A 21,889-nucleotide genomic window follows, 5' to 3' on the forward strand; every position below is an offset into this window, starting at 1 on the left:
GCCAGACGACCGGGCGCAGGGTCAGGAAGAGACGCTCCCGTAGCCCAGCCGCCGTCCGCCACCATTGGGCGCTGCGGGCAAGGTACCCCCCACAATCCTTGTGGCCGTGACCGTGGTGCCGCTCTTCGTACCTGAGACTGCGACGGTGTCGCCCGCTTTCAGCTCGGTGGCCTTGATGGTCTGAAGCGATGGCTTCCGGCCTTGCGTGCCTGTTCCGGCGGCGGGGAACCTGACGATGGTGGTAGAAGATGTGATCGCATAGCTCTGCGTGAAGCCGTCATCGCTCTTCACGGAAATGCTCGAATCGCTGACTGACTGCACGGCGCCACGTTGCGTCACCAGGGTCGTGTAGGTGCCGTCGTTGTTCTTGACCGTGAACTCGCCGTGGATCCCCGGGCCCGCGAAGCCGCGTGGAAGTACGGGGAACGGCCGGGCCTTACCGGGCGACGGGGTAGCGGGCGAAGTAGCCCCGGGCGACGGAGTGGCAGGCGATGCCGTACTTGTCGGCGTCGCGCTCACCACGTACGCGGGGATGATCTGGCCGGCAGCCCAGACCGCGGCCACACCACCGCCGCTCAAGACGACGGCGATACCGCCGGCGATGAGGGCCTTGCGAAGCCCCGGAGTCATGGTGGACATGGCAGAATCCTTTCTCCGCTCCTCCCCGGGCCGGTAAGGGGCGGGCAGCAAAGAACTGATGACTCCATAATGACCCTTGAAGCTGTGTGACGGCTGTGGATCCAGACACAACTAGGTCGCAGTTGTTGTCGTTTTGACGGCTCATAACGACATTAACTGCGACCTAGTTGGGAGAGGCCTGGGCCCACGCCGCCAGGGTTCCCTGGCCGAGCGAAGCGAGGTTAGGGAGGCGGTGGGGACTAGTTGGGTCAGGATGTGGGCCTTAGCCTTCGACGCCGAGCCTCTCCAGGATCAGCTCCTTGACGCGGCCGGCGTCGGCCTGCCCACGGGTGGCCTTCATGACTCCGCCAACGATCGCACCGATGGCCTGCAGCTTGCCGCTGCGGATCTTCTCCGCGACGTCGGGCTGGGCCGCCAGTGCGGCGTCGATCGCTTCCAGCAGGGGGCCGTCGTCGGACACGACGGCGAGGCCGCGCTTCTCGACGATCTCCGCCGGGGTGCCCTCGCCGGCGAGGACGCCGTCGAGCACCTGGGAAGCCATCTTGTTGTTGATCTTTCCGCCCTCGACGAGCTTGTTGAGCTCCACGATGGTTTCCGGCGTGACGCCGAGTTCGGAGGGATCGACGTCGGCCGTCTTGGCGCGTCCGACGATCTCGCCCATCCACCACTTGCGGGCCACGGAGGCGCTCGCACCGGCGGCGATGGTCTCCTCGATGGAGTCCATGACGCCGGCGTTCACGACGTCGCGGAACTCGAGGTCCGAATAGCCCCAGTCGGCCTGGAGCCGCTTGCGGCGGGCCGCGGGCGGCTCGGGCAGCGTGGCGCGGAGTTCTTCAACCCATTCGCGGGACGCGAGGACCGGAACGAGGTCCGGCTCCGGGAAGTAGCGGTAGTCGTCGGCGTCGGACTTTGCCCGGCCCGACGTCGTCGTGCGCGTGTCTTCGTGCCAGTGGCGCGTTTCCTGGATGACCGGCTCGCCGGAGTCCAAAACGGCAGCGTGGCGCTGGATTTCGTAACGGACGGCGTGCTCGACGGCGCGCAGCGAGTTCACGTTCTTCGTCTCGGAACGGATGCCGAAACGTTCGCGGCCGTGCGGACGCAGCGAGACGTTGGCGTCGCAACGGACGTTGCCGCGTTCCATCTTGGCGTCGGAAACGCCGAGGTTCTTGACGATTTCGCGCACTGCGGCAACGTAGGCCTTGGCGAGTTCGGGTGCCCGGCTGCCTGCGCCCTCGATCGGCTTGGTGACGATTTCCACGAGCGGAACACCGGAACGGTTGTAGTCCACCAGCGAGTAGTCGGCACCCTGGATGCGGCCCGTGGCACCACCCATGTGGGTGAGCTTGCCGGCGTCCTCTTCCATGTGTGCGCGCTCGATCTCGACGCGGAATACCGTGCCGTCCGAGAGTTCGATGTCCAGGTATCCGTCGTACGCGATGGGCTCGTCGTACTGGGACGTCTGGAAGTTCTTCGGGGTGTCCGGGTAGAAGTAGTTCTTCCGGGCGAAGCGGCAGTACTCGGCGATCTTGCAGTTCAGGGCAAGGCCGATCTTGATGGAGGACTCCACTGCCGTCTTGTTGACCACGGGCAGGACGCCGGGCATGCCCAGGTCCACCTCGTTGACGTTGGTGTTCGGCTCGTCGCCGAAGACGTTCGGGGCGGAGGAGAACATCTTGGTCTTGGTGTTGAGTTCCACGTGGACCTCGAAGCCAAGGACGGGATCGTACTTCTCCATGGCCTCTTCGAAGCTGAGGATGGCGTCGGTAGACATCAGTTGGAACCTCCGGCGGTGGTGGAGCTGGAACCGAGAACGGGCGCACGGTCCAGCAAGGGGCCGCCCCACTTCTCTTCGAGCAAGGATTCAAGGACGGCACCCACGCGGTACAGGCGGGCGTCCTCGCGGGCAGGCGCCAGCAGCTGGATGCCTACGGGCAGGCCGTCTTCGTCGGCCAGGCCGCCAGGCAGGGACAAGCCGGGAATACCGGCCATGTTCGCCGGGATGGTGGCGACGTCGTTGAGGTACATGGCCAGCGGATCGTCCAGCTTCTCCCCCAGCTTGAAGGCTGTGGTGGGAGCCGTCGGCGAAATCAGGACGTCGGCCTGCGCGAACGCGGCGTCGAAGTCACGCTGGATGAGCGTGCGGACCTTCTGCGCCGAACCGTAGTAGGCGTCGTAGTAGCCGGCGCTCAGGGCATAGGTGCCCAGGATGATGCGGCGCTTGACCTCATCGCCGAAACCGGCGGCCCGGGTAGCTGCCATGACGCGTTCGATCGTCATGGGGCCGTCCTGGGGCAGGACCCGCAAGCCGTAGCGCACGCCGTCGAACTTGGCCAGGTTGCTGGAAACCTCGGACGGCATGATCAGGTAGTAGGCGCCCAGCGCGTAATTGAAGTTGGGGCAGGAAACCTCGACGATTTCCGCGCCGGCCTCCTTGAGCAGCTCAAGGGACTCGTTGAAACGGTTCTCGACGCCGGCCTGGTAGCCCTCGCCGTGGAGTTCCTTGATGATGCCGATCTTCATGCCCGTGACGTTGCCCGTCTTGGCTGCGGCAACGAGGGTGTCGAAGGGGTCCGTCAGCGAGGTGGAGTCGAAGGGGTCGTGCCCGCCGATGACTTCCTGCAGCAAGGCCGAATCCAGCACGGTCCTCGAAACCGGGCCGATCTGGTCCAGCGAAGACGCCATGGCGATGGCGCCGTAACGGGAAACGGCACCGTACGTGGGCTTCATGCCGACCGTGCCGGTGACGGCGCCGGGCTGGCGGATGGATCCGCCGGTATCAGTGCCGAGGGCCAGCGGAGCCTCGAAAGCTGCGACGGCGGCCGCGGAGCCACCACCGGAGCCCCCGGGAATGCGGTCCAGGTCCCACGGGTTGCGGGTGGGGCCGTACGCCGAGTGTTCCGTGGAGGACCCCATGGCGAATTCGTCCAGGTTGGTCTTGCCAAGGATGGGCATCTTCGCTGCGCGCAGCTTCTTGATGACGGTGGCATCATAGGGGCTGTGCCAGCCCTCGAGGATCTTGGAACCGGCTGTGGTGGGCTGGCCGATGGTGACGATGAGGTCCTTGACGGCGATGGGTACGCCGGCGAGCTCGTGCAGCGCTTCGGCTTCAGCACCGCCGGCGGCGCGGATCGCGTCCACCTCGGCGGCGACGGCGAGCGCCTCTTCGGTGTTGACGTGCAAAAAAGCATGGATGCCATCAGCCCCGCCGTCTACCAGTGCGATGCGGTCCAGGTACGCCTGGGTGACCTCAACGGACGTGACCTCACGCGCGGCCAGCTTGGCGGCCAACTGTGCTGCGGACAGGCGGATGAGTTCGGAGTTGTTCAATTCAGTCATTCGCTTAGGCCTCATCCAGGATTGCCGGAACCTTGAAGCGGCCCTCGAAGGAATCCGGAGCCCCTGACAACGCCTGCTCAGCCGTAAACGTGTGGCCCACGACGTCTTCACGGAACACGTTGCTCAACGGAATCGGGTGGGACGTAGCCGGGACGTCATCCCCGGCGGCTTCGCTGACGGACTTCACCGAATCCACGATGACGGCAAGTTCGCCGGCCATCCTGTCCAGCTCTTCGGCACTCATTTCAATGTGAGCCAGACGCGCAAGATGCGCGACGTCGTCACGGTTGATCGCAGCCATGGATCTCCCCTGCAAAGTTCAAATGGTTTTCCGGACTAGTCTACGTTGGTTGGACACGCTCCTCTGCGACGCAACCTTGGTCGCCTTCCGGCACCAGACCGGACATCCTCCGCGTGCTCGCTCGTTCCTCGCTTAGACGCACGCTTCCGGATGCCCGTCCCGTCGCCGGTGTGCCCGACGTTGCCGTTTCTGTCCCACAACAAACGAGACAGCAGAGCGCGGACCATTCGCACTTTGCTGTCTCGTTTGTTTATTTAGTAGGACTACCCGATGCCGATTGCTCCCGTCAGCATGCCTACCGCGAGCATGACGACTGAGATGACTGCCGTGCGCCACAGGACCTTCTTGTGGTGGTCTCCCAGTTCCACCTTGGCAAGGGAGACAAGAAGAAGGATCGCCGGGACCAGGGGGCTCTGGAGGTGGAAGGGCTGGCCGGTGATGGAGGCCCGGGCCATTTCTGCGCCGCTGATGCCGTAGTGAGCGGCGGTTTCGCTCAGGACCGGCAGGACGCCGAAGTAGAAGGCGTCGTTGCTCATGAAGAACGTCATCGGGATGCTGAGCAGGCCGGTGATGACTGCCATGAACGGACCCATCTCGGCGGGGATGATGTGGACCAGCCACGCCGACATTTCCTTGACCATGCCGGTGCCGTTGAGGACACCCGTCAGGACAGCCGCCGCCATGACCATGCTGACCACGGCCACGATGGACGGTGCGTGGGCCACCAGCTGCGCGCCCTGTTCCTTGACCTTGGGGAAGTTCACCAGCAGCGCGATGGCGGAACCCACCATGAAGACATACGGCAACGGCACAAGGTTGGCCACGAGCATGACCATGACAGCGACGGTCAGGCCGAGATTGAACCAGAAGAGCTTCGGGCGCAGGGTCTTGCGGTTTGGATCGAGTGCGGTGGCGGTCAAGCCGGTGTCGGCGAGGTCCACGAGGGTTTCGGTGCTTTCCAGGAGTCCGACGCCGGCGCCTCCACCGGTGCCAGGCCTAGCGGTGCGGCCCGGGCCGGAACCGCGGCCCGAGGATCCGGCGCCAGTACCGCCGCGGTGCGTGCCGCCCTCGAACACGTCACCGGCGTCGGCGACATCGCCCCAGATCTCGGGGGCGATGGCGCGGAGGCGGTTGCGTTCCTGCAGGCCCAAGAGCCAGGAGAACACGAAGACGACGACGAGGCCCGCAATGAGGGACGGCACCATCGGAACAAACACGTCATTGACATCGATCTTGAGGGCGGTGGCCGCGCGGGCCGTTGGACCGCCCCACGGCAGGATGTTCATGGTGCCGTTGGCCAGGCCGGCCACGCAGGTCAGGACCACGGGGCTCATCTTCAACCGGAGGTAGACGGGCAGCATCGCCGCGGTGGTCAGGATGAAGGTCGTGGAGCCGTCGCCGTCGAGCGACACTGCGGCAGCGAGGATGGCGGTGCCCAGGACTACCTTGGCGGGGTCGTTGCCCAGCTTGCGGAGGATGAACTTCACCAGCGGATCGAACAGGCCGACGTCGATCATGAGTCCGAAATACACGATCGCGAACATCAGGAGGGCGGCCGTGGACGTCATGGACTTCATCGAGTCCATCACCATGCTTCCGATGCCAAGACCGGCACCGGCAAACAGGCCGAAAATGGTAGGAACGATGATCAGCGCCAGAACGGGTGTCAACTTCTTTGTCATGATCAGGACCATGAACACCGCAATCATTGCGAATCCAAGCAATACCAGCACAGCCGGCTCCTTACTACAGTGAACGGCATCACGTCGATGTGATGCGCGATACAGAACGTATAGTGGCGGCGCTCACAGCGGGGTGTTTGTGGGATTTGATGGACATAGTGCTGATTGAGAGCATTTTGCTCATTGTGCTCAATGCTTCAATGGAGAGGTAGACCTTGAAGTAAAGCGCCGCTGCTTGCCCCGCTCCAGCCGGCCGTTCCCCATCGGAAGGAGGCAGGATGCCCAGGCTTGCCCTGCGGTTCTCGACGCAGACACTGCTACTGCAGCTCGGCGTCGTCCTCCTGGTAGTGCTGCTGAGCGGCACCGTCCACGCGTGGCTCGTCTATGGGCGGATCGGCACGCAGGCGGAAAACCAGGCGCTGACTTTGGCGCGAACGGTGGCCTCGGATCCGGTGATCCGCTCCCAGGTCGAAGCCATCAGCAAAGAGTCCGGAACCCCGCCCGCCACGGTTCTCGCGGCCGGGCCCATCCAAGCCGCTGCCGAGGCTGCCAGGAGCCGGACTGGTGCTTTGTTCGTGGTGGTCACGGACGAGACCGGCCTGCGGCTGGCGCACCCGGACCGAGCCCGGCTCGGCGAACGGGTCAGCACTGACCCCTCGGATGCCCTGTCCGGGAAGGAAGTCACCACCCGGAACACCGGAACCTTGGGACCGTCCGCGGGTGCCAAGGTTCCGGTGTACGCGCCGGGTTCGGCAGTGACGGTGGTGGGCGAGATCAGCGTCGGCTACTCCATGGAGTCTCTCGGCCAAAGCCTTGCCGAGGACATCGTCCCCATTGCGTTCACCGCCGCGGGCTCCCTGGTTGCCGGCGTCCTGGCGTCCTTCCTCCTGCGCCGTCGTTTGCAGCGCCTGACCCTGGGCCTCGAACCCGAAGAAATCAGCACCCTGGTACATGACCAGGTTGCCGTGCTCCAGGGCGTGGACGACGGCGTGATCGGCATTTCCGCCGATGGCCGCATCACGGTCTTCAATGCCGCGGCCCGACGACTGCTGGGCATGCCGGAAGCATCTGGACCCCCCGGCTCCCCCGCCACGGCGGGCACCGATGGACATGTCCTGACCGGCACGGACTGGGAGAGGGCCGCGGTCCCGGCGCAGCTCAAGGCCCTCACTCAACCCTCAGCCCACGACGCCGAAGCCGTGGAAATCGTTGCGGGCGGCCGGGTCTTGGTTGCAAACGCCCGCAAGGCGCTGCACCGCAAGGAGGATCTCGGCTGGGTGGTCATGCTCAGGGACCGCACCGAGCTGCAGCAGCTGACACGCCAGCTCGACGCCGTCGGCACCATGTCCGCCGCGCTCCGGGCCCAACGCCACGAATTCGCGAACCAGCTCCATACGATCGCCGGTTTTATGAGCATCGGCCAACACGGCCAGGCCAAGGACTATCTCGCCAGGATCTCCGCCACCGGGCCGCTGAAGTTTCCCGTGCAGCAAGCCGAGCTCCTCCAGGATCCTTATCTGCAGGCGTTCGTCGGCGCGAAGAGCGTGGAAGCGGACGAGCGAGGGGTGGCGTTGCGGATCGGCCCGGAGACCCTGGTGCGGGAGCACGTCACCGAGCCGCAGGACGTCACCACAGTGCTAGGCAACCTGATCGACAACGCCGTCAACGCCGCCGTCGCCGGCTCTTCGATGCAACGCTGGGTGGAACTTGAGCTGCTCGACGAACCGGGGCCCGACGGCGGCACGCTGCACATCGTCGTCGCGGACTCCGGCGACGGCCTCGGCGGCGTCGAGCCCGAGAGGGTTTTCGTGGAAGGATTCACGACGGCGGAGGCCGCCGACGGCGGTACCGCCAAGGCAGGTGGGCAGGGACTCGGGCTCGCGTTGGTCCGGCAACTCGCCCGCCGTCGCGGTGGCGATGTGCGAGTCCTGGAACCTGGCTCGCCCGGCGGTCCAGGCGCCGTCTTCATGGCCACGATGCCGAAGGTGACCGGCACGCCGGACGATGCCCCGCGAACGGAACCATCCGCAGCAGCCGAACCCTCCGCAGCCGCCGAACGCAAGGAAGGACACCAATGAGCGAAGACTTCAGGGTGTTGATCGTGGATGACGATTTCCACGTCGCCAAGCTCCATGCCGCCTACGTCGGCTCCGTGGCCGGTTTCCTTGCCCTGGCCCCGGTGGGATCCACGGCGCAGGCGCTGCAATCCGTCCATAGCCTTCGGCCGGATCTCGTGTTGCTGGACGTTTATCTACCCGACGGTTCCGGCCTGGATCTGCTGGGGCAACTCGATGTGGATGCCATGATGCTGACCGCGGCCTCCGACGCCGTGTCCATCAGGACAGCCCTGCGCCGGGGGGCCTTGGCGTATCTCTTGAAACCGTTCACCGCTGAATCTCTGTCGCAGCAACTGCGTTCATATGCCAGATACCGGCGGATCCTCGGCCAGCAGCACGCTGTGGACCAGGACACGATCGAACGGGCCAAGCGGGCGCTCGTCGCCGGCGACGTGGCGCCGTCGGGAAAGCCGCGTTCGGCGACCGAAGCGTCCGTGCTGGAATCCTTGGCACCGGGGGAACAATACTCGGCCACGGAAGTAGCTGAACGGGTGGGCGTCTCGCGCGCCACGGCGCAACGGTACCTGTCCTCGCTCGCCGACGATGGCGCCGTCGAGATCCAACTACGCTACGGCAGCACCGGCCGCCCGGAACATCGCTACGGCGTCCCCGCGCGGCTCTCCCCCAAGTAGTCCCCACCCAACTGACTCGCAGTAGATGCCGTTATGAGGCGTCAAAACGGCATCTACTGCGAGTCAGCTGGGCTTCTTAGGCGCTTTTCTGGGCTACCAGTTCGATTTCGACCAGCATTTCCGGGTCGAGGAACGGCAGGACATGGACCAGGGAAAGGGTGGGACGGATCTCGCCGAAGACTTCGCCGTGCGCGCGGCCGGCGTCTTCCCACTTGCTGATGTCGGTCAGGTAGAGCTTGGACTGCACGACGTCCTCGTAGGCGAACCCGGCGTCGGCCAGGACCGCACCCAGCTTTTCGAGGATGTATTTGGTCTGCGAGTAGAAGTCGTCGCCGACTATGCCATCAGGCCCGGACGCCGCCGTGGCCGAAATGAAGAGTGTGTTGTCCACCTGGACCGCACGGGAGTATCCAAGGGTCTGTTCCCAGACCGAGCCCGTGCCGAATGTCTTGCGCATGCCGCGCCTTTCTCAGTTTCCGCACCCGGCCCGATGACCGGGGTTTACGAGGAAACTTTATGGCTGGCGGACATCCTGCCGGTAAACGAACAGCTTTATGTCGGTCCCGGGAACAAACCAATCGCGCTCCGGCTCGCGCTCGAATCCGGTCTTGGCGTAGAGGGCATTGGCGCTTTCCCACGTGGCGCCCGTCGTGAGGGAAACGGCGTTGATGCCATCCATGGAGCGGGCCTGGTCGACTACCGCCTGAACGAGGGCGCGTCCCGCGCCCGAGCGCTGCACATCCGGATCAACTACCAAGGTGCGCATTTCGAGTTCGTCCGGAAGGCCAATGTCCGAAAAGTCGCCTCCGGCCTTGGCTGACGTGACGGAGCCGATGACGTGACCATCCCGCTCGGCGACGAAAACGTCGGCATACCGGGCACGGCCGGCCACATCGCGCAGCTTCTCCAGGTACGGGTGGTCCGGGCTGCCGTAGTAGCCAGCGGTCACGTAAGACGCCATCGTGATACGGGCTACGGCGTCGTAGTCTTCGGGCAGGGCGGGACGGACGGTAATCTGCGAATGCACTGATCCATGGTAGTCGCGTCCTCGGGGGCCGGGGTGCCAAACCGGCGTTTCCGTGACCGAACTATCACCCTTGACCCGACGCTCGCTCTTATTTAAGTGAGCGCGCGTCGGAGGAAAACCCCACATAAGTGAGCGCGCATCGGGGGCGCCTCAAACATTGCTTCACGTGGCTCCAGATTGAGTCCGGTTTCGGGCTGTGAAGCCCGGTTTCCTGCTGTTGCGGGAAGGTTTCGCGGTGCTGGCGCGGGGCGGGTGTCGCGTGGTTGATTGGCGGCCAGGACACAACGAAAGGACCCCGCATGAGCCCCCAGCAACGCACACTCCACCTCAACGCATTCCTCATGAGCACCGGCCACCACGAGGCTTCGTGGCGCCTGCCCGAAAGCAACCCGCGCGCCAGCACCGACATCCGGCACTACCAAAACCTCGCACAAATCGCCGAGCGCGGCACGTTCGACTCCATCTTCTTCGCCGATTCGCCCGTGATCTTCGGCGACGTCGGACGCCGTCCTGCGGGCAAGCTGGAACCGACGGTGCTGCTCACCGCGATTGCGGCTGCGACCGAAAAGATCGGCCTCATCGCCACGGCGTCTACCACGTACAACGATCCCTTCAACCTGGCCCGGCGCTTCGCTTCGGTGGACTTCGTCAGTGGCGGTAGGGCGGGCTGGAACGTGGTGACCACAGCCGGGCCGGAAGCAGCACGCAACTTCGGCATAGACGATCAGCCCGCCCACGCCGCCCGCTATGAACGGGCAGCCGAGTTCCTGGAAGTGGCCGCGAAGCTCTGGGACAGTTGGGAGGACGACGCCGTGCTTGCGGACAAGGAAGGCGGCATCTGGGCAGACTCAGCCAAGGTCCGGCCCATCAACCACGTCGGCAAGCACTTCCGGGTCCGCGGACCGCTCAATGTGCCGCGCTCACCCCAGGGCCATCCCCTGATTGTCCAGGCGGGCTCTTCCGAGAACGGCAAGGGCCTGGCGGCGAGGTATGCCGAGGCCGTGTTCACCGCCCAGCAAACCTTGGAAGACGCACAGGCGTTCTACGCAGATCTCAAGGCCCGGACCGTCGAACTTGGCCGGACGGCTGAGAGCCTCAAGATCCTGCCGGGAATTGTCCCGGTGATTGCCCCCACCCAAGCCGAAGCGCTCCGCCTGGAACGCGAATTGGACGAGCTCATCCGGCCCGAATACGCGAGGGCCGAGCTTGCCAATACCCTCCGCGTGGATCCTGAGGACCTGCCGCTGGACCGTCAGCTTCCCGCGGATCTCCCGGACGAGGATTCGATCGAAGGCGCCAAGAGCCGCTATACCCTCATTGTGGAGCTGGCCCGCCGCGAGAAGCTCACGGTACGGCAGCTGATCGGCAGGCTGGGAGGCGGCCGCGGCCACCTGACCTTCGCGGGAACCCCGGAGCAAGTGGCCGACGCGATCCAGCTATGGTTCGAAAACGGGGCGGCCGACGGTTTCAACATCATGCCGGCAGTGTTGCCCTCAGGACTTGAGACCTTTGTTGACCAGGTGGTGCCGGTGCTGCGCCAGCGGGGCCTGTTCCGCAGCGAATACACGGGCAGCACGCTGCGGGAACACTACGGATTGGAACGCCCCGCGAATCGCTTCTCAGCGGTGGGGTCGCTCGCCTCGGCAGGCGCCTGACGGGCACAGGGGACCGAAAGCAGGCGACAGGCGCCTGACGGGCGGGCGCCAGAGGCAGGAGCTAGAGCGGGAACTTGCCCGACAACTCAAGGGTTCCCGCGCAGGTCCACGCTTCCAAACGGTCCGCGTCAGTGGGGCCGCCGTCCAGCGGGCTGGTCAGCCGTGGGCGGCGGACCCAGCATCCGGCTTCCTCGGCGATCAAGGCGCCCGCCGCGTAGTCGTGTTCGTTGAGCCCGCGCTCTCCGAAGGCGTCGTGGGTTCCATCGGCCACGAGGCAGAGGTCCAACGCGGCGGAGCCGAGCCGGCGGAGGTCGGCAAAGCCTTCCATGAGGTTCCCGAGCCCCGCGAACTGCTCGGCCCTCGTGGCGGGATCGTAGCTGAACCCGGAGGCAACGATCAGCCCGGTGCGGCCAAGGAGCGGTCCACTCAGCTGGGTGCGCTGCCCGTTTTCCTCAAGCCACGCTCCGTGGCCGCGTGCCGCCGAATAGATCCGTCCCAGCGCCGGGGCGTTGACGACGCCGGCCAGCCAGACGCCGTCGGCATCCGCAACGGCCACGGACGTGGCGTAGTAGACGATATTCCGGATGAAGTTCGTCGTGCCGTCCAAGGGGTCGATGGACCATCGGTAGCCACTGGGCTGCTCGGGCCGGGTGGTGCCGTGCTCTTCGCCCGTGATGGTGTCGTGCGGGCGGGCCGTGGTAATGGCGCCCCGCACAGCGTTTTCCGCCGCGACGTCGAAGGCCGTCACCCAGTCGCCGGCGTCGCCTTTGTTCACGACGCCGAGGTTCCCCGCCGAGTTGGGGCCGGCAGGCCTGGCCGCGAGCACCTCCGCTCCTGCCGCAGCAGCTGCTCGGGCGACAGCGAGAAGCTCCAAAACATCGGCCGTCATTCGGCGGCGTCCGTTTCCGCCGAAGCAACCGCCACGGCAACGGCTGCGTCTTCATCATCCGGAGCCGTGCCCGCGGCGGGTTCCAGGACGCCGTCGAGCAATGCCTTGAAGCCATCCTCGTCCAACACCCGGATGCCGAGCTGCTCAGCCTTGTCCAGCTTGGAGCCTGCGTTCTCCCCGGCCACGACGTAACTGGTGTTCTTGGAAACCGAGCCGGCTGCCTTGCCGCCCCTGATGATGATGGCTTCCTTGGCTTCGTCCCGGCTCAGCGTGGGGAGGGAGCCCGTCACCACGATGGTGAGGCCTTCCAGGTTCCGCTGGATGCCGGCTTCGCGTTCGTCAACCATGCGCACCCCGGCAGCTTCCCAGCTGTCCACGATTTCCTGGTGCCAGTCGACGGCGAACCATTCCTTGAGTGCCGCGGCGATGGTCGGTCCCACCCCGTCAACGTTGGCCAGCTCCTCCTCGGAGGCGGCGCGGATGGCTTCCATGCTCCCAAGGGCCGTGGCCAGGGCCCGGGACGCAGTGGGGCCGACGTGCCGGATGGACAGGGCAACGAGGACGCGCCAGAGGGGTTGTGTCTTGGCTTTCTCGAGTTCCTTGAACAGTTTGTCCGTCGTGGCTGTGGGTTTCGAAGGGGTCTTGGCGGTGGCCTTGGAATAGAAGTAGGGCACGAGTTCGAACGTTCCCGTGCCCACGCCTTTGGAGCGCTTCTCGCGGTGGATGCGCACCTCGGCGAGATCCTCCGGTGTGAGGCTGAACAAGGCCGCCTCGCTGCGCAGGGGCGGAGTTTCCGGTTCGGCAGGCTGGGTGAGGGCAATGGCCGCTTCCCACCCGAGTGCCTCAATGTCGAAGGCGCCCCTGCTGGCCACGTGGAAGACACGCTCACGCAGCTGGGACGGGCACGACTTCGCGTTGGGGCAGCGGATATCGACGTCGCCTTCCTTCGCCGGAGCCAGGGGCGTGTGGCAGGACGGGCATTCCGTGGGCATCACGAACTCACGCACGGGGGGATCCTGCTGGTCACGCAGAGCCAATACCGGCCCGACGATCTCAGGAATGACATCGCCGGCCTTCCGCAGCACCACGATGTCGCCGATCATGATGCCCTTGGCCTTGACCACATCTTGGTTGTGCAAAGTGGCCATCTCCACGGTGGATCCCGCCACCTTGACCGGTTCCATCACCCCGTACGGAGTGACGCGGCCGGTGCGGCCGACGTTGACCTGGATGTCCAGCAGCTTGGTGTGGACTTCCTCCGGCGGGTATTTGTAGGCAACGGCCCAACGAGGCACCCGCGAGGTGTAACCGAGGGCACGCTGCGTGGCGAAGTCGTCGATTTTGACCACGATGCCGTCGATCTCGTGGAGGAGGTCGTGCCGATGTTCGCCGAAGTGCTTGATGAAGTCCAGGACCTCCTCGAAGGAGTCCAGGACCTTCAAGTAGGGGCTGACCGGCAAGCCCCACTCTTCCAGCAGCTTGTAGGTTTCCGACTGGCTGGTGGAGTCAAGGCCTTCGCGTGCCCCGATGCCGTGGACGAACATCCGCAACGGACGTTTGGCCGTTTCCGCGGGGTCCTTTTGGCGCAGGGAGCCGGCCGCGGCGTTGCGGGGGTTGGCCAACGGCGCCTTGCCGGCCTCGATCAGCGCTTCGTTGAATTCAGCGAAAGCCTTGGACGGAATGAAGACCTCGCCCCGGATTTCCACCTCGGAGGGAAATCCGCTGCCGCTGAGCTGGCGCGGGATCTCCTTGATGGTGAGCACGTTGTGGGTGATGTCCTCGCCCGTGGTTCCGTCGCCGCGCGTGGCGGCACGGACCAGCTTGCCGTCGCGGTAGAGCAGGTTCACTGCCAGGCCGTCGATCTTCAGCTCCGTCAGCCACGCAATGCGGGAAGCCGCCGTGCCCAGCTTTTCGACTGAAGCCTCGGCCTTGCGGACCCACGCTTCCAACTCGTCCAGCGAGAAGACATCCTCTAGGCTGTACATCCTCTGAAGGTGCTCGACGGCGGCGAAAGCAGCCGACACCTCGCCGCCCACTTCCTGCGTGGGCGAATCGTTGGACACAAGCTCGGGATGCAGGGCCTCGAGCTCCTCAAGGCGGCGGTAGAGGGAGTCGAACTCGGCGTCCGAAACCGTCGGCGCATCTTCCTGGTAGTACGCATAGCGGTACTTGCGGACGAGGTCTGCGAGGTTTTCGTACTCTTCCCGTACGGCTTCCGTTGGAACTGCGGTTTCGCTCTCTGCTGTGCTCACGTACCTATCTTGCCGCAAAGCCGCGACAAAACAGGGCCCCCGGACGACACGCAGGAATCAGTGCGAGAAGCGGTGGCGGCTCCACAAAGCGAAGGCAATGCCGCCGGCCGCCACCAAAAGAACGCCGCCCATGATGGCGATCACGGCGAACATGTCCGAACCCGGGCCTTTGGTGCCGCTCACCGAGGCAGCCTGGGTGGCCTTCAGCCCGCCTTGGATGGGGGTATTCCAATTGGACGACGCCGACGGCGAGGCGCTGCTCGTCGTCGGGGTGTCCGACGGGGTCGCCGGGCTGGAGGCCACAACAGCCTCCGACGGCGCCACGCTGGGTTCCGGTTCCACCGTCACCTGTGTCATGGGGGCCTGTGCGGGCGCGGGTGCCACCGGGGCGGGTTGGACCGGCACGACGACGGGTGGCTTGGAGGGCGCTGGATCCACGACTTTCGGCTGGGTCGGCGTGGGCTCGGTTGGTGCCGGGTCCGGTGGCGCCACAGGTGACGGCGAAACTTGTCCCTGGCCGGGAGCCACGACGGTCTCGGCGTGGGCCGAAAGCGACGGGAAAGCGCACATCACCACAGCCATGGCAATGCCCGCAAGGGCAACGGAGAACGGGCGTCGCACGGCGGTACGGGTCGCGCCGCCAGAGCGCGCGGAGGAGCGTTGGGTCATGTTTACCTCTGCAGGACGGCACAGGCCGCCCGGAGTTGGGGTGGTATGACCGGAATCTTCCTACAAAGTCCGGGCGTGTCGCAAATCCCGTTCGCTAAAACACCATCGGCAGGAGCGGGTGCCGGCCCGTTCGGCGTCGTTCTATTCGATGCTGGCATCCACCACGATCGCGGTGACATTGTCCCGTCCGCCACTCAGCAACGCCTCCTGGATGAGGGCATCCACGGCTTCCTGGGGCTTCTCCACCGTGCTCAGGATCCGGAACATGTGCTCGTCGCTGAGCTCCCCGGTGAGTCCGTCCGAGCAGATCAGCATCCGGTCCCCATCCTGGATGGGCAGCAACCAGAAGTCCGCTTCGTTTTCGCCGCCGGTGCCGAGGGCACGGGTCACCACATGGCGGCGCGGATGCACCATGGCTTCTTCACGCGTGATGCTGCCGGCCTCCACGAGTTCCTGGACTTCCGAATGGTCCACGCTGATCTGCCTGAAATCGCCCCCGCTCAAGCGATACGTCCGCGAATCGCCAATGTTCATGACCAGCCAATACGGGACGCCCATGTGCTCGGCGACAACGACGCCGGTGAGGGTGGTTCCGGCGCGGCCACCCGTGGCATTCCGGATCTGGGAGTCGGCGGCAAGGATGCACTCTTGCATGGCAACAGCGGTCGCCGAGCGGACTCCCGACGCCAATTGCGGCATGGAGCCGAGGGTCCGTACGCACAACGCGCTGGCAATCTCGCCCGCCTCATGCCCGCCCATGCCGTCAGCCACCGCGAAGACCGGATCCACCGCGATGAGCGAATCTTCGTTGAGTTCCCGGCTGAGTCCACGGTCCGTGCCGTAGCCATAGCTCAACGTGAATCCCGGCTCAGGGGCGGTTGCTGCGGCGAGTGAATTCATTTTCAGTCGAGAACCAGTCCCTTGCCAAGGCCGCGGGCAAGCCTGACGGGGAGGATTTCCCCGAAGCCACGAACGTTCTCGGCCGTCTGCGGGACCAAGACGAAGCGTTCGTCCTGGCCCAGCGCTGCTGCCGTCATCTCGTCCACGAGGACCGTCCCGGGTTCAGCCAAGGCCGTGAGGCGGGCCGCCAGGTTGACGGTGGGACCGTAAATATCGCCGAGACGGGAAAGGATCCGTCCCCAGACCATCGCCACGCGGGCTTCCGGCAGGATTTCGTCTTCCGTGAAGGCCTGGGCGAGCGCCAAGGAGATCTCAGCCCCGGCCGCCGGTGTCTCGGCGATGTACAGGACTTCGTCGCCGACGGTCTTGACGAGGCGTCCGCCGCCGATGGAGATAATCTCCGCGCACTTGTTCTCGAAGCGCTGGACCAACTGGGCCAGGGTTTTCTCGTTCATGCGGCGTGACAGGCTCGTGTAGGAGACGAGGTCGGCAAAGCCCACGGCGCGCGCCAAGGGCAAAGGAGCGTCGTCTTCGTCCCCTTCGCGGCCGGCCTCACTGGCCTGCAAACCTGCCTCTGCACGGACGGCCAGGCGCTGCACTCCCGCGTTCATCTGGCGGCGCCACGAGTAGAGCAGGATCTCTTCCATGGCATCCACGAGGTTGGGCAGTTCATTGACCAGCTGTTTGCGGGCAACGGCGTCGGGAATGCCTTGCTGCATCACCATGTCTTCGATGAGTGCCTCGACTTGCCACACCACCATGCGGTCGGTCATCTGTCCGATGGCGCGCGTCACGGAAATGGCAGCTTCCTCGGTGAGCTTTCCGGCGCGGACCAGGTCAAGGATGGTGGAAAGCGCCGCGAGGTCGCGCTCGGTGAACGCCACGTCCTGGTCGCCGAAGTTGGGGAAACCCAGCGCACGCCACAGCTTGCGGGCTGACAACAGCGAGACGCCTGCGCCCGCTGCCACTTCGCGTCGCCGGAGTTTGCGTTCGCCGCCCAGGAGCCTGGTTTCCAGGGCCTTGATGGCAAGCCGTTCTGCTGACAGGGCGCCGGTTGGCGGGGACACAACGGGGAGGACCCCGGTTGGTGCTTGGTCCACGGAAGGTTCGGGCACGGCGTCGGGCTCGTGGTCCATGTACTCAGGCTCCTGCTCGTCAACGCTCATCTCTTCCACCTTCTCTCATATCCCAGGGCAACGCGGCATCCGGGTAGTCAACTGGTCCAGCAAAACTGTCAAAATCGCCGGCCGCCGGCACGGCGCCGGGGCCGAACCTGACATTCGTCGGCAGCTCGGCCATGGCATCCAGGATGAAACTCCGAAACTTGCCGACCTCCGGAACGTCCGCGAGGACGGCCTCGGCGGGGTGCCCGGTATCCAAGGATATATTCCCGGAGCGCAATATCCGTTGGAGCAGCGATTGTTTGATCCCCACGCTGCGCACCGCGGCCAGCGGAACCTGCCAGTCGCGTCGCCGAAGCATTCCGAAACGGGCAACTATCCGGCCGCTTGTCAGGATGTACCGTATGCCACGCCAGCGGATGAATCGCGGGAGGCTGTAGCCGAGCAGCACGATCGCCACTATCGCCAGGCACGCGGCCACCAACCATTGGGTCCAGTCGCTCGTGATGACCGGAAGCACTTTGCCCGGCCCGCCCTTGACAATCCATGCACAAGCGAACGCGGCCGCAGCGGGGACCAGTATGAACGCCAGGACGGGACCAAAGAGCATCCTGGGCTGCTGCCGCGTGATCACGATGACTTGCTCCCCACGCAGGAGCTCTTTACGCATAACCGCTTTCGGTAGCCCTTAGGTGGACGACGTCGCCGGCGGTCACGACGTGCTCGCGGCCACCATGGTCCACCACTAAAAGGGAACCATATTCATCCAACCTGGACGCATGCCCCACCAATTCGTGGTCGCCGGGCAAATGCGCTTTCACTTCGCGCCCCAAGGTGACCATGACAGCTTCCACCCGCTTGTGCAGGGAGGAGCCGCCGGACAGTCCCGCTGTAGGGTCGCCGTCGGCATTGCAGAAACTGCGGTAGAGCGCAGCGAAGCGGGAGAGATAGTTCCGAAGAAGCACGGTGCGGTCCGTGGTGGTGGCACCTTCAAGCAGGAGGGAGGTTGCCGTGGGGACAGGCAATTCGTCCTCGCCGAGCGTGACATTGAGGCCGGTACCCAGGATCACCGCTGGAACCGATCCGTCGCCCATCGGCCCCATCTGGGCCAGGATGCCGGCAATCTTCTTGCCTCGGACGAGGACATCGTTGGGCCACTTGATCTCGGCAGGGAGGCCGGCGGTTTCCAGGAGGGTCTCACGCAAGGCCAGCGCGCCCAGAAGGGAGAGCCAGGAGTAGCTCTGGGTCGGGACGGGCAGGCCTTGGGAATTGACGGGACGCAGGACGATCGAAACGGAAATCGCCGAACGTGCGGGAGATTCCCAGTGACGGTCGAGCCGGCCCCGCGCCGCCGTCTGGTGCTCGGCCGTGAGGACTGCGAGGTCGGCCCATTCCTTGGGCTCCGTGGTGACGGCGCGCAGCAGATCAGCATTCGTGGAGCCGGTGGTCTCCACAATCTTCAATTGCGAAATACCGGCGGCCGCGAGAAAGTCGGGATGAAGCAGTGCATCACGGTCCAGGCCCAAACGCGGGGCACGTGGTTCGCTGCTGGCAGGCTGTTCGACATCCATAGACAGAATCCTATCCAGCCAGGCTGGTGCCGGAAGAAGTTGTCCGCTTAGAGGAAGATATCCGGCACCAGCTTCTCCTCCGGGGCACCCAGACTGTAGGGCCTGAAGTCTGAAACACCCGCAGCCCGCAGCACCTGTTCGTCCGTGTAGAAGTTGCCCGAATTACTTGCCGAAGAATTACTTGCCGAACCACCTGAGTCTGCGGTCAGGTGCGCCCCGGTCAGGACAGCGTGGGCCGCGTCGGCCATGATTTCCGAGCTTCGGGCGGCTTGGACGATCTGTGCCCCTCCGGGCATATTTCGGATGGCAGCAGTGTCGATCAGCGTGCAGGGCCACAGCGAGTTGACCGACACGCCGTCGTTCTTGAGTTCTTCGGCCAGGCCCAGCGTGGTGAGGCTCATGCCGTACTTGGCCATGGTGTACGCCAAGTGCATGCCGGCCCACTTCGGGTCGAGGTTCAACGGCGGGGAAAGAGTCAGGATGTGGCCGTTGCGCGATTTCCGCAGGGCCGGAAGCGCGAGCTTGGACAGAACGAAGGTGCCGCGGACGTTGATGTCCTGCATGAGGTCATAGCGTTTCATGTCAATCGCGTCAGTGCGGGAGAGATCTATCGCCGAGGCGTTGTTGATGACGACGTCGATTCCGCCAAAGCGTTCGACGGCGGCGGCAACCGCCGCGGCAACGTCGCCGTCGTTGCGGACATCTCCCACGAGCGGCAGCGCCTGGCCGCCGGCTGCTTCCAGTTGCTCGGCGGCCGTGAAGACCGTTCCTTGCAGCTTGGGGTGTGGTTCTCCGGTCTTTGCCATGATGACGATGTTGGCTCCGTCGCGGGCCGCGCGGGTGGCGATTGCCAGGCCGATGCCGCGGCTGCCGCCGGACATCAGGATGGTGCGGCCCTTCAGTGATCCAGGCGCCTGATACGGAAGGGCAGGGTTTGCAGAAGCATCGTTGCTTGAGGTCATGAGGACACTGTAGCCCAACTATGTTACTGGCGAGTAACATTGCCTGATGCTCGACTTGAAGTCGGAAAATTGTAGGGTTTCTACAGCGGTCTGTGGCTTTTGCGTCATTAGACTAGCCAACAGGGCCCGCACTTTGTACGGATGCTACTTAAGAGCGCATGCCTAACGAAGCAGTGCCAGCGTAAATCAGCTACAGAGCCGGAGACATTTGATGAGCCACGATCTGACAACGACAGCGGGAAAGATTGCCGACTTCCGCGACCGCCAGGCCCGTGCAGAACAGCCTTCCGGCCCCGAAGCGATCGAGAAGCAGCATGCCCGCGGCAAGAACACCGCCCGCGAACGCATCGACATGCTCCTCGACGAAGACTCCTTCGTAGAGTTCGACGCCTTGGCCGTCCACCGCTCCACCGCGTTCGGCATGGAGAAGAAGAAGCCCCTCGGCGACGGCGTTGTCTCAGGCTATGGCACCGTTGACGGCCGCCTAGTCGCCATCTACAGCCAGGAATTCAGCGTCTACGGCGGCTCCCTGAGCCAGGTCAACGGCGAGAAGATCGTCAAGGTCCAGGAATTCGCCCTCCGCAACGGCTGCCCGATGGTGGGCATCAACGACGGCGGCGGCGCGCGCATCCAGGAAGGCGTCGCCTCACTGGCCATGTTCGCCGACATCTTCCGCAACAACGTCCACTCTTCGGGCGTCGTCCCCCAGATTTCCCTCATCATGGGCCCGTGCGCCGGCGGCGCCGCCTACTCCCCCGCCCTCACCGACTACGTGGTGATGGTGGACAAGACCTCCCACATGTTCATCACCGGCCCGGACGTCATCAAGACCGTCACCGGCGAAGACGTGGACATGGAAACCCTCGGCGGCGCGCGCCAGCACAACGCCACCACCGGCACTGCAACGTACCTCGCCAGCGACGAAGCCGACGCGATCGAGTTCGTCCGCGAACTCCTGGACTTCCTGCCGTCCAACAACCTTTCCGAGGCCCCCGTCCTGGAGCACGAGCAGGAACTGGAGCTCGACGACGACGACCTCGCCCTGGACACGCTCATCCCGGACTCGGCCAATCAGCCCTACGACATGCGCAAGGTCATCGAGCAGATCGTGGATGACGCCCATTTCCTCGAAATGCAGTCGCTCTACGCCCCGAACGTGATCATCGGCTATGGCCGGGTTGAAGGCCACACGGTCGGGATCGTGGCCAACCAGCCCATGCAGTTCGCCGGCACGCTCGACATCTCCGCTTCGGAAAAGGCCGCCCGCTTCGTCCGCCATTGCGATGCCTTCAACGTTCCCATCATCACTTTGGTGGACGTCCCCGGCTTCCTGCCCGGCAAGGACCAGGAATTCCAGGGCATCATCCGCCGCGGAGCCAAGCTGCTTTACGCCTACGCCGAAGCCACCGTGCCGAAGCTGACGGTCATCACCCGCAAGGCCTACGGCGGAGCGTACATCGTGATGGGTTCCAAGAAGCTCGGTGCAGACCTCAACCTGGCCTGGCCGACGGCCCAGATCGGTGTGATGGGCGCCCAAGGTGCAGTCAACATCCTGTACCGCCGCGATCTTGCCGCCGTCGCCGAGGCCGGTGGCGACGTCGAAGGCAAGCGTGCCGAGATCATCCGCCAGTACGAGGAAGAACTCCTCAACCCCTACCAGGCAGCCGAGCTTGGCTATGTCGATGCCGTCATCGTGCCGTCGGAGACCCGCATCCAGATCATCAAGGGCCTGCGTGCCCTTCGCGACAAGCGCGCCAGCCTGCCCACCAAGAAGCACGGAAACATCCCCCTGTGAGCGTCGAACAGAACCCAGACACCACTGACATGGGGCCGGCCGAGCCGTTGCTTTCGGTGGTCAAGGGAAACCCGACGCCGGAAGAGCTCGCGGCGCTTGCCGCCGTCGTCGCTTCCCTTGGATCGCCGGAGGAAGCCGAGGCGCCGAAACCGAGCACGCGGCACTGGCTGCGACGCCAGCAACTGCGCATGGAGCCCACGCCGGGGCCAGGCGCCTGGAAGCGCAGCAGGGGCTGAGTTCCGTGGTGACCCAACTGAGTCGCATTTAATGTCGTTTTGGAGGCTCAGAACGACATTAAATGCCAGCCAGTTGGGTTGGCCTCCGAGACATCTGCAACAACC

The 21,889-nt window shown here is 64.8% G+C and carries 20 protein-coding genes; 5 read left to right on the forward strand and 15 right to left on the reverse strand.

The annotated features are described in order from the left end of the window. Positions 1-21: 21 nt before the first annotated feature. From ABD742_RS15700 to ABD742_RS15720, 5 genes are all read right to left on the reverse strand, one after another. Entirely contained in the window at positions 22-639 is a 618-nt protein-coding gene (locus ABD742_RS15700) for a DUF5666 domain-containing protein (protein ID WP_234750786.1), read from the reverse strand. A gap of 262 nt (positions 640-901) precedes the next feature. Next, a complete protein-coding gene (gatB, locus tag ABD742_RS15705) occupies positions 902-2,410 on the reverse strand; it encodes an Asp-tRNA(Asn)/Glu-tRNA(Gln) amidotransferase subunit GatB (protein WP_234750787.1) in 1,509 nt (502 codons plus the stop codon). Further along, positions 2,410-3,975, reverse strand: a complete 1,566-nt coding sequence (gene gatA, locus ABD742_RS15710; protein ID WP_234750788.1) for an Asp-tRNA(Asn)/Glu-tRNA(Gln) amidotransferase subunit GatA — start codon at positions 3,973-3,975, stop codon at positions 2,410-2,412. The genes gatB and gatA overlap by 1 nt, the downstream gene beginning before the upstream one ends. A gap of 4 nt (positions 3,976-3,979) precedes the next feature. Continuing rightward, on the reverse strand, positions 3,980-4,276 hold the full coding sequence (gatC, locus tag ABD742_RS15715; protein ID WP_234750789.1) for an Asp-tRNA(Asn)/Glu-tRNA(Gln) amidotransferase subunit GatC: 297 nt from the start codon (positions 4,274-4,276) through the stop codon (positions 3,980-3,982). A 263-nt stretch (positions 4,277-4,539) separates the two neighbouring features. Continuing rightward, entirely contained in the window at positions 4,540-6,009 is a 1,470-nt protein-coding gene (locus tag ABD742_RS15720; protein WP_234750790.1) for a CitMHS family transporter, read from the reverse strand. 227 nt (positions 6,010-6,236) lie between these two features. Between ABD742_RS15720 and ABD742_RS15725 the strand changes: the two genes are divergently transcribed. Beyond that, positions 6,237-8,036, forward strand: a complete 1,800-nt coding sequence (locus ABD742_RS15725; protein WP_234750791.1) for a sensor histidine kinase — start codon at positions 6,237-6,239, stop codon at positions 8,034-8,036. After that, on the forward strand, positions 8,033-8,707 hold the full coding sequence (locus tag ABD742_RS15730; protein ID WP_234750792.1) for a response regulator: 675 nt from the start codon (positions 8,033-8,035) through the stop codon (positions 8,705-8,707). Before ABD742_RS15725 ends, ABD742_RS15730 begins: the two co-directional genes overlap by 4 nt. Before the next feature lie 76 nt (positions 8,708-8,783). Here the strand turns inward: ABD742_RS15730 and ABD742_RS15735 are convergent, their stop codons facing one another. After that, the gene (locus ABD742_RS15735; RefSeq protein WP_234750793.1) at positions 8,784-9,164 is read right to left on the reverse strand and encodes a RidA family protein; all 381 of its coding nucleotides are present in this window, start codon (positions 9,162-9,164) and stop codon (positions 8,784-8,786) included. Between the two features lie 57 nt (positions 9,165-9,221). After that, positions 9,222-9,734 (reverse strand): GNAT family N-acetyltransferase, encoded by a 513-nt coding sequence (locus ABD742_RS15740; protein WP_234750794.1) that lies wholly within the window; start codon positions 9,732-9,734, stop codon positions 9,222-9,224. Positions 9,735-10,033: 299 nt separating this feature from the next. Here ABD742_RS15740 and ABD742_RS15745 point away from each other — a divergent pair, with 299 nt between their 5' ends. Further along, the gene (locus ABD742_RS15745) at positions 10,034-11,389 is read left to right on the forward strand and encodes an LLM class flavin-dependent oxidoreductase (RefSeq protein ID WP_234750795.1); all 1,356 of its coding nucleotides are present in this window, start codon (positions 10,034-10,036) and stop codon (positions 11,387-11,389) included. 61 nt (positions 11,390-11,450) lie between these two features. Here ABD742_RS15745 and ABD742_RS15750 read toward each other — a convergent pair whose 3' ends face one another. From ABD742_RS15750 to ABD742_RS15785, 8 genes are all read right to left on the reverse strand, one after another. Then, positions 11,451-12,278: an inositol monophosphatase family protein gene (locus ABD742_RS15750; RefSeq protein WP_234750796.1), complete on the reverse strand. Its 828-nt coding sequence runs from the start codon at positions 12,276-12,278 to the stop codon at positions 11,451-11,453. Continuing rightward, positions 12,275-14,530, reverse strand: a complete 2,256-nt coding sequence (gene ligA, locus ABD742_RS15755) for an NAD-dependent DNA ligase LigA (RefSeq protein ID WP_372460918.1) — start codon at positions 14,528-14,530, stop codon at positions 12,275-12,277. Before ligA ends, ABD742_RS15750 begins: the two co-directional genes overlap by 4 nt. 57 nt (positions 14,531-14,587) lie before the next feature. Further along, a complete protein-coding gene (locus ABD742_RS15760; protein ID WP_234750798.1) occupies positions 14,588-15,199 on the reverse strand; it encodes a hypothetical protein in 612 nt (203 codons plus the stop codon). Between the two features lie 141 nt (positions 15,200-15,340). Next, on the reverse strand, positions 15,341-16,099 hold the full coding sequence (locus ABD742_RS15765) for a PP2C family protein-serine/threonine phosphatase (RefSeq protein WP_234750799.1): 759 nt from the start codon (positions 16,097-16,099) through the stop codon (positions 15,341-15,343). 2 nt (positions 16,100-16,101) lie between these two features. Next, positions 16,102-17,265, reverse strand: coding sequence for an adenylate/guanylate cyclase domain-containing protein (locus tag ABD742_RS15770; protein WP_234750800.1), 1,164 nt, complete (start codon positions 17,263-17,265; stop codon positions 16,102-16,104). Beyond that, a complete protein-coding gene (locus ABD742_RS15775) occupies positions 17,255-17,890 on the reverse strand; it encodes a PH domain-containing protein (RefSeq protein WP_234750801.1) in 636 nt (211 codons plus the stop codon). The genes ABD742_RS15770 and ABD742_RS15775 overlap by 11 nt, the downstream gene beginning before the upstream one ends. Continuing rightward, positions 17,883-18,791 (reverse strand): biotin--[acetyl-CoA-carboxylase] ligase, encoded by a 909-nt coding sequence (locus tag ABD742_RS15780; protein WP_234750802.1) that lies wholly within the window; start codon positions 18,789-18,791, stop codon positions 17,883-17,885. Before ABD742_RS15780 ends, ABD742_RS15775 begins: the two co-directional genes overlap by 8 nt. A 47-nt stretch (positions 18,792-18,838) precedes the next feature. Beyond that, positions 18,839-19,753 (reverse strand): SDR family oxidoreductase, encoded by a 915-nt coding sequence (locus tag ABD742_RS15785; RefSeq protein ID WP_234750803.1) that lies wholly within the window; start codon positions 19,751-19,753, stop codon positions 18,839-18,841. Positions 19,754-19,964: 211 nt separating this feature from the next. On the opposite strand from ABD742_RS15785, the gene ABD742_RS15790 reads away from it, so the two are divergent. Both ABD742_RS15790 and ABD742_RS15795 read left to right on the forward strand, forming a co-directional pair. Next, complete coding sequence (locus ABD742_RS15790; RefSeq protein ID WP_234750804.1) at positions 19,965-21,548, forward strand: acyl-CoA carboxylase subunit beta; 1,584 nt, start codon at positions 19,965-19,967, stop codon at positions 21,546-21,548. Between the two features lie 29 nt (positions 21,549-21,577). After that, on the forward strand, positions 21,578-21,784 hold the full coding sequence (locus tag ABD742_RS15795) for an acyl-CoA carboxylase subunit epsilon (protein WP_234751055.1): 207 nt from the start codon (positions 21,578-21,580) through the stop codon (positions 21,782-21,784). The last annotated feature ends 105 nt before the right edge of the window (positions 21,785-21,889 follow it).

It is taken from the genome of Arthrobacter ramosus, from assembly GCF_039535095.1.
GTDB classification, from domain to species: Bacteria; Actinomycetota; Actinomycetes; order Actinomycetales; family Micrococcaceae; genus Arthrobacter; species Arthrobacter ramosus.

What these genes read in the sequence shown, in the direction of transcription:
- ABD742_RS15750 (WP_234750796.1), bottom strand. Translation starts at nt 12,278, where the DNA reads ATGACGGCCGATGTTTTGGAGCTTCTCGCTGTCGCCCGAGCAGCTGCT.
- ABD742_RS15770 (WP_234750800.1), bottom strand. Translation starts at nt 17,265, where the DNA reads ATGAGCGTTGACGAGCAGGAGCCTGAGTACATGGACCACGAGCCCGAC.
- ABD742_RS15700 (WP_234750786.1), bottom strand. Translation starts at nt 639, where the DNA reads ATGTCCACCATGACTCCGGGGCTTCGCAAGGCCCTCATCGCCGGCGGT.
- ABD742_RS15765 (WP_234750799.1), bottom strand. Translation starts at nt 16,099, where the DNA reads ATGAATTCACTCGCCGCAGCAACCGCCCCTGAGCCGGGATTCACGTTG.
- ABD742_RS15760 (WP_234750798.1), bottom strand. Translation starts at nt 15,199, where the DNA reads ATGACCCAACGCTCCTCCGCGCGCTCTGGCGGCGCGACCCGTACCGCC.
- ABD742_RS15775 (WP_234750801.1), bottom strand. Translation starts at nt 17,890, where the DNA reads ATGCGTAAAGAGCTCCTGCGTGGGGAGCAAGTCATCGTGATCACGCGG.
- gatC (WP_234750789.1), bottom strand. Translation starts at nt 4,276, where the DNA reads ATGGCTGCGATCAACCGTGACGACGTCGCGCATCTTGCGCGTCTGGCT.
- ABD742_RS15735 (WP_234750793.1), bottom strand. Translation starts at nt 9,164, where the DNA reads ATGCGCAAGACATTCGGCACGGGCTCGGTCTGGGAACAGACCCTTGGA.
- ABD742_RS15790 (WP_234750804.1), top strand. Translation starts at nt 19,965, where the DNA reads ATGAGCCACGATCTGACAACGACAGCGGGAAAGATTGCCGACTTCCGC.
- ABD742_RS15785 (WP_234750803.1), bottom strand. Translation starts at nt 19,753, where the DNA reads ATGACCTCAAGCAACGATGCTTCTGCAAACCCTGCCCTTCCGTATCAG.
- ABD742_RS15745 (WP_234750795.1), top strand. Translation starts at nt 10,034, where the DNA reads ATGAGCCCCCAGCAACGCACACTCCACCTCAACGCATTCCTCATGAGC.
- gatB (WP_234750787.1), bottom strand. Translation starts at nt 2,410, where the DNA reads ATGTCTACCGACGCCATCCTCAGCTTCGAAGAGGCCATGGAGAAGTAC.
- ABD742_RS15795 (WP_234751055.1), top strand. Translation starts at nt 21,578, where the DNA reads ATGGGGCCGGCCGAGCCGTTGCTTTCGGTGGTCAAGGGAAACCCGACG.
- ABD742_RS15780 (WP_234750802.1), bottom strand. Translation starts at nt 18,791, where the DNA reads ATGGATGTCGAACAGCCTGCCAGCAGCGAACCACGTGCCCCGCGTTTG.
- ABD742_RS15730 (WP_234750792.1), top strand. Translation starts at nt 8,033, where the DNA reads ATGAGCGAAGACTTCAGGGTGTTGATCGTGGATGACGATTTCCACGTC.
- gatA (WP_234750788.1), bottom strand. Translation starts at nt 3,975, where the DNA reads ATGACTGAATTGAACAACTCCGAACTCATCCGCCTGTCCGCAGCACAG.
- ABD742_RS15725 (WP_234750791.1), top strand. Translation starts at nt 6,237, where the DNA reads ATGCCCAGGCTTGCCCTGCGGTTCTCGACGCAGACACTGCTACTGCAG.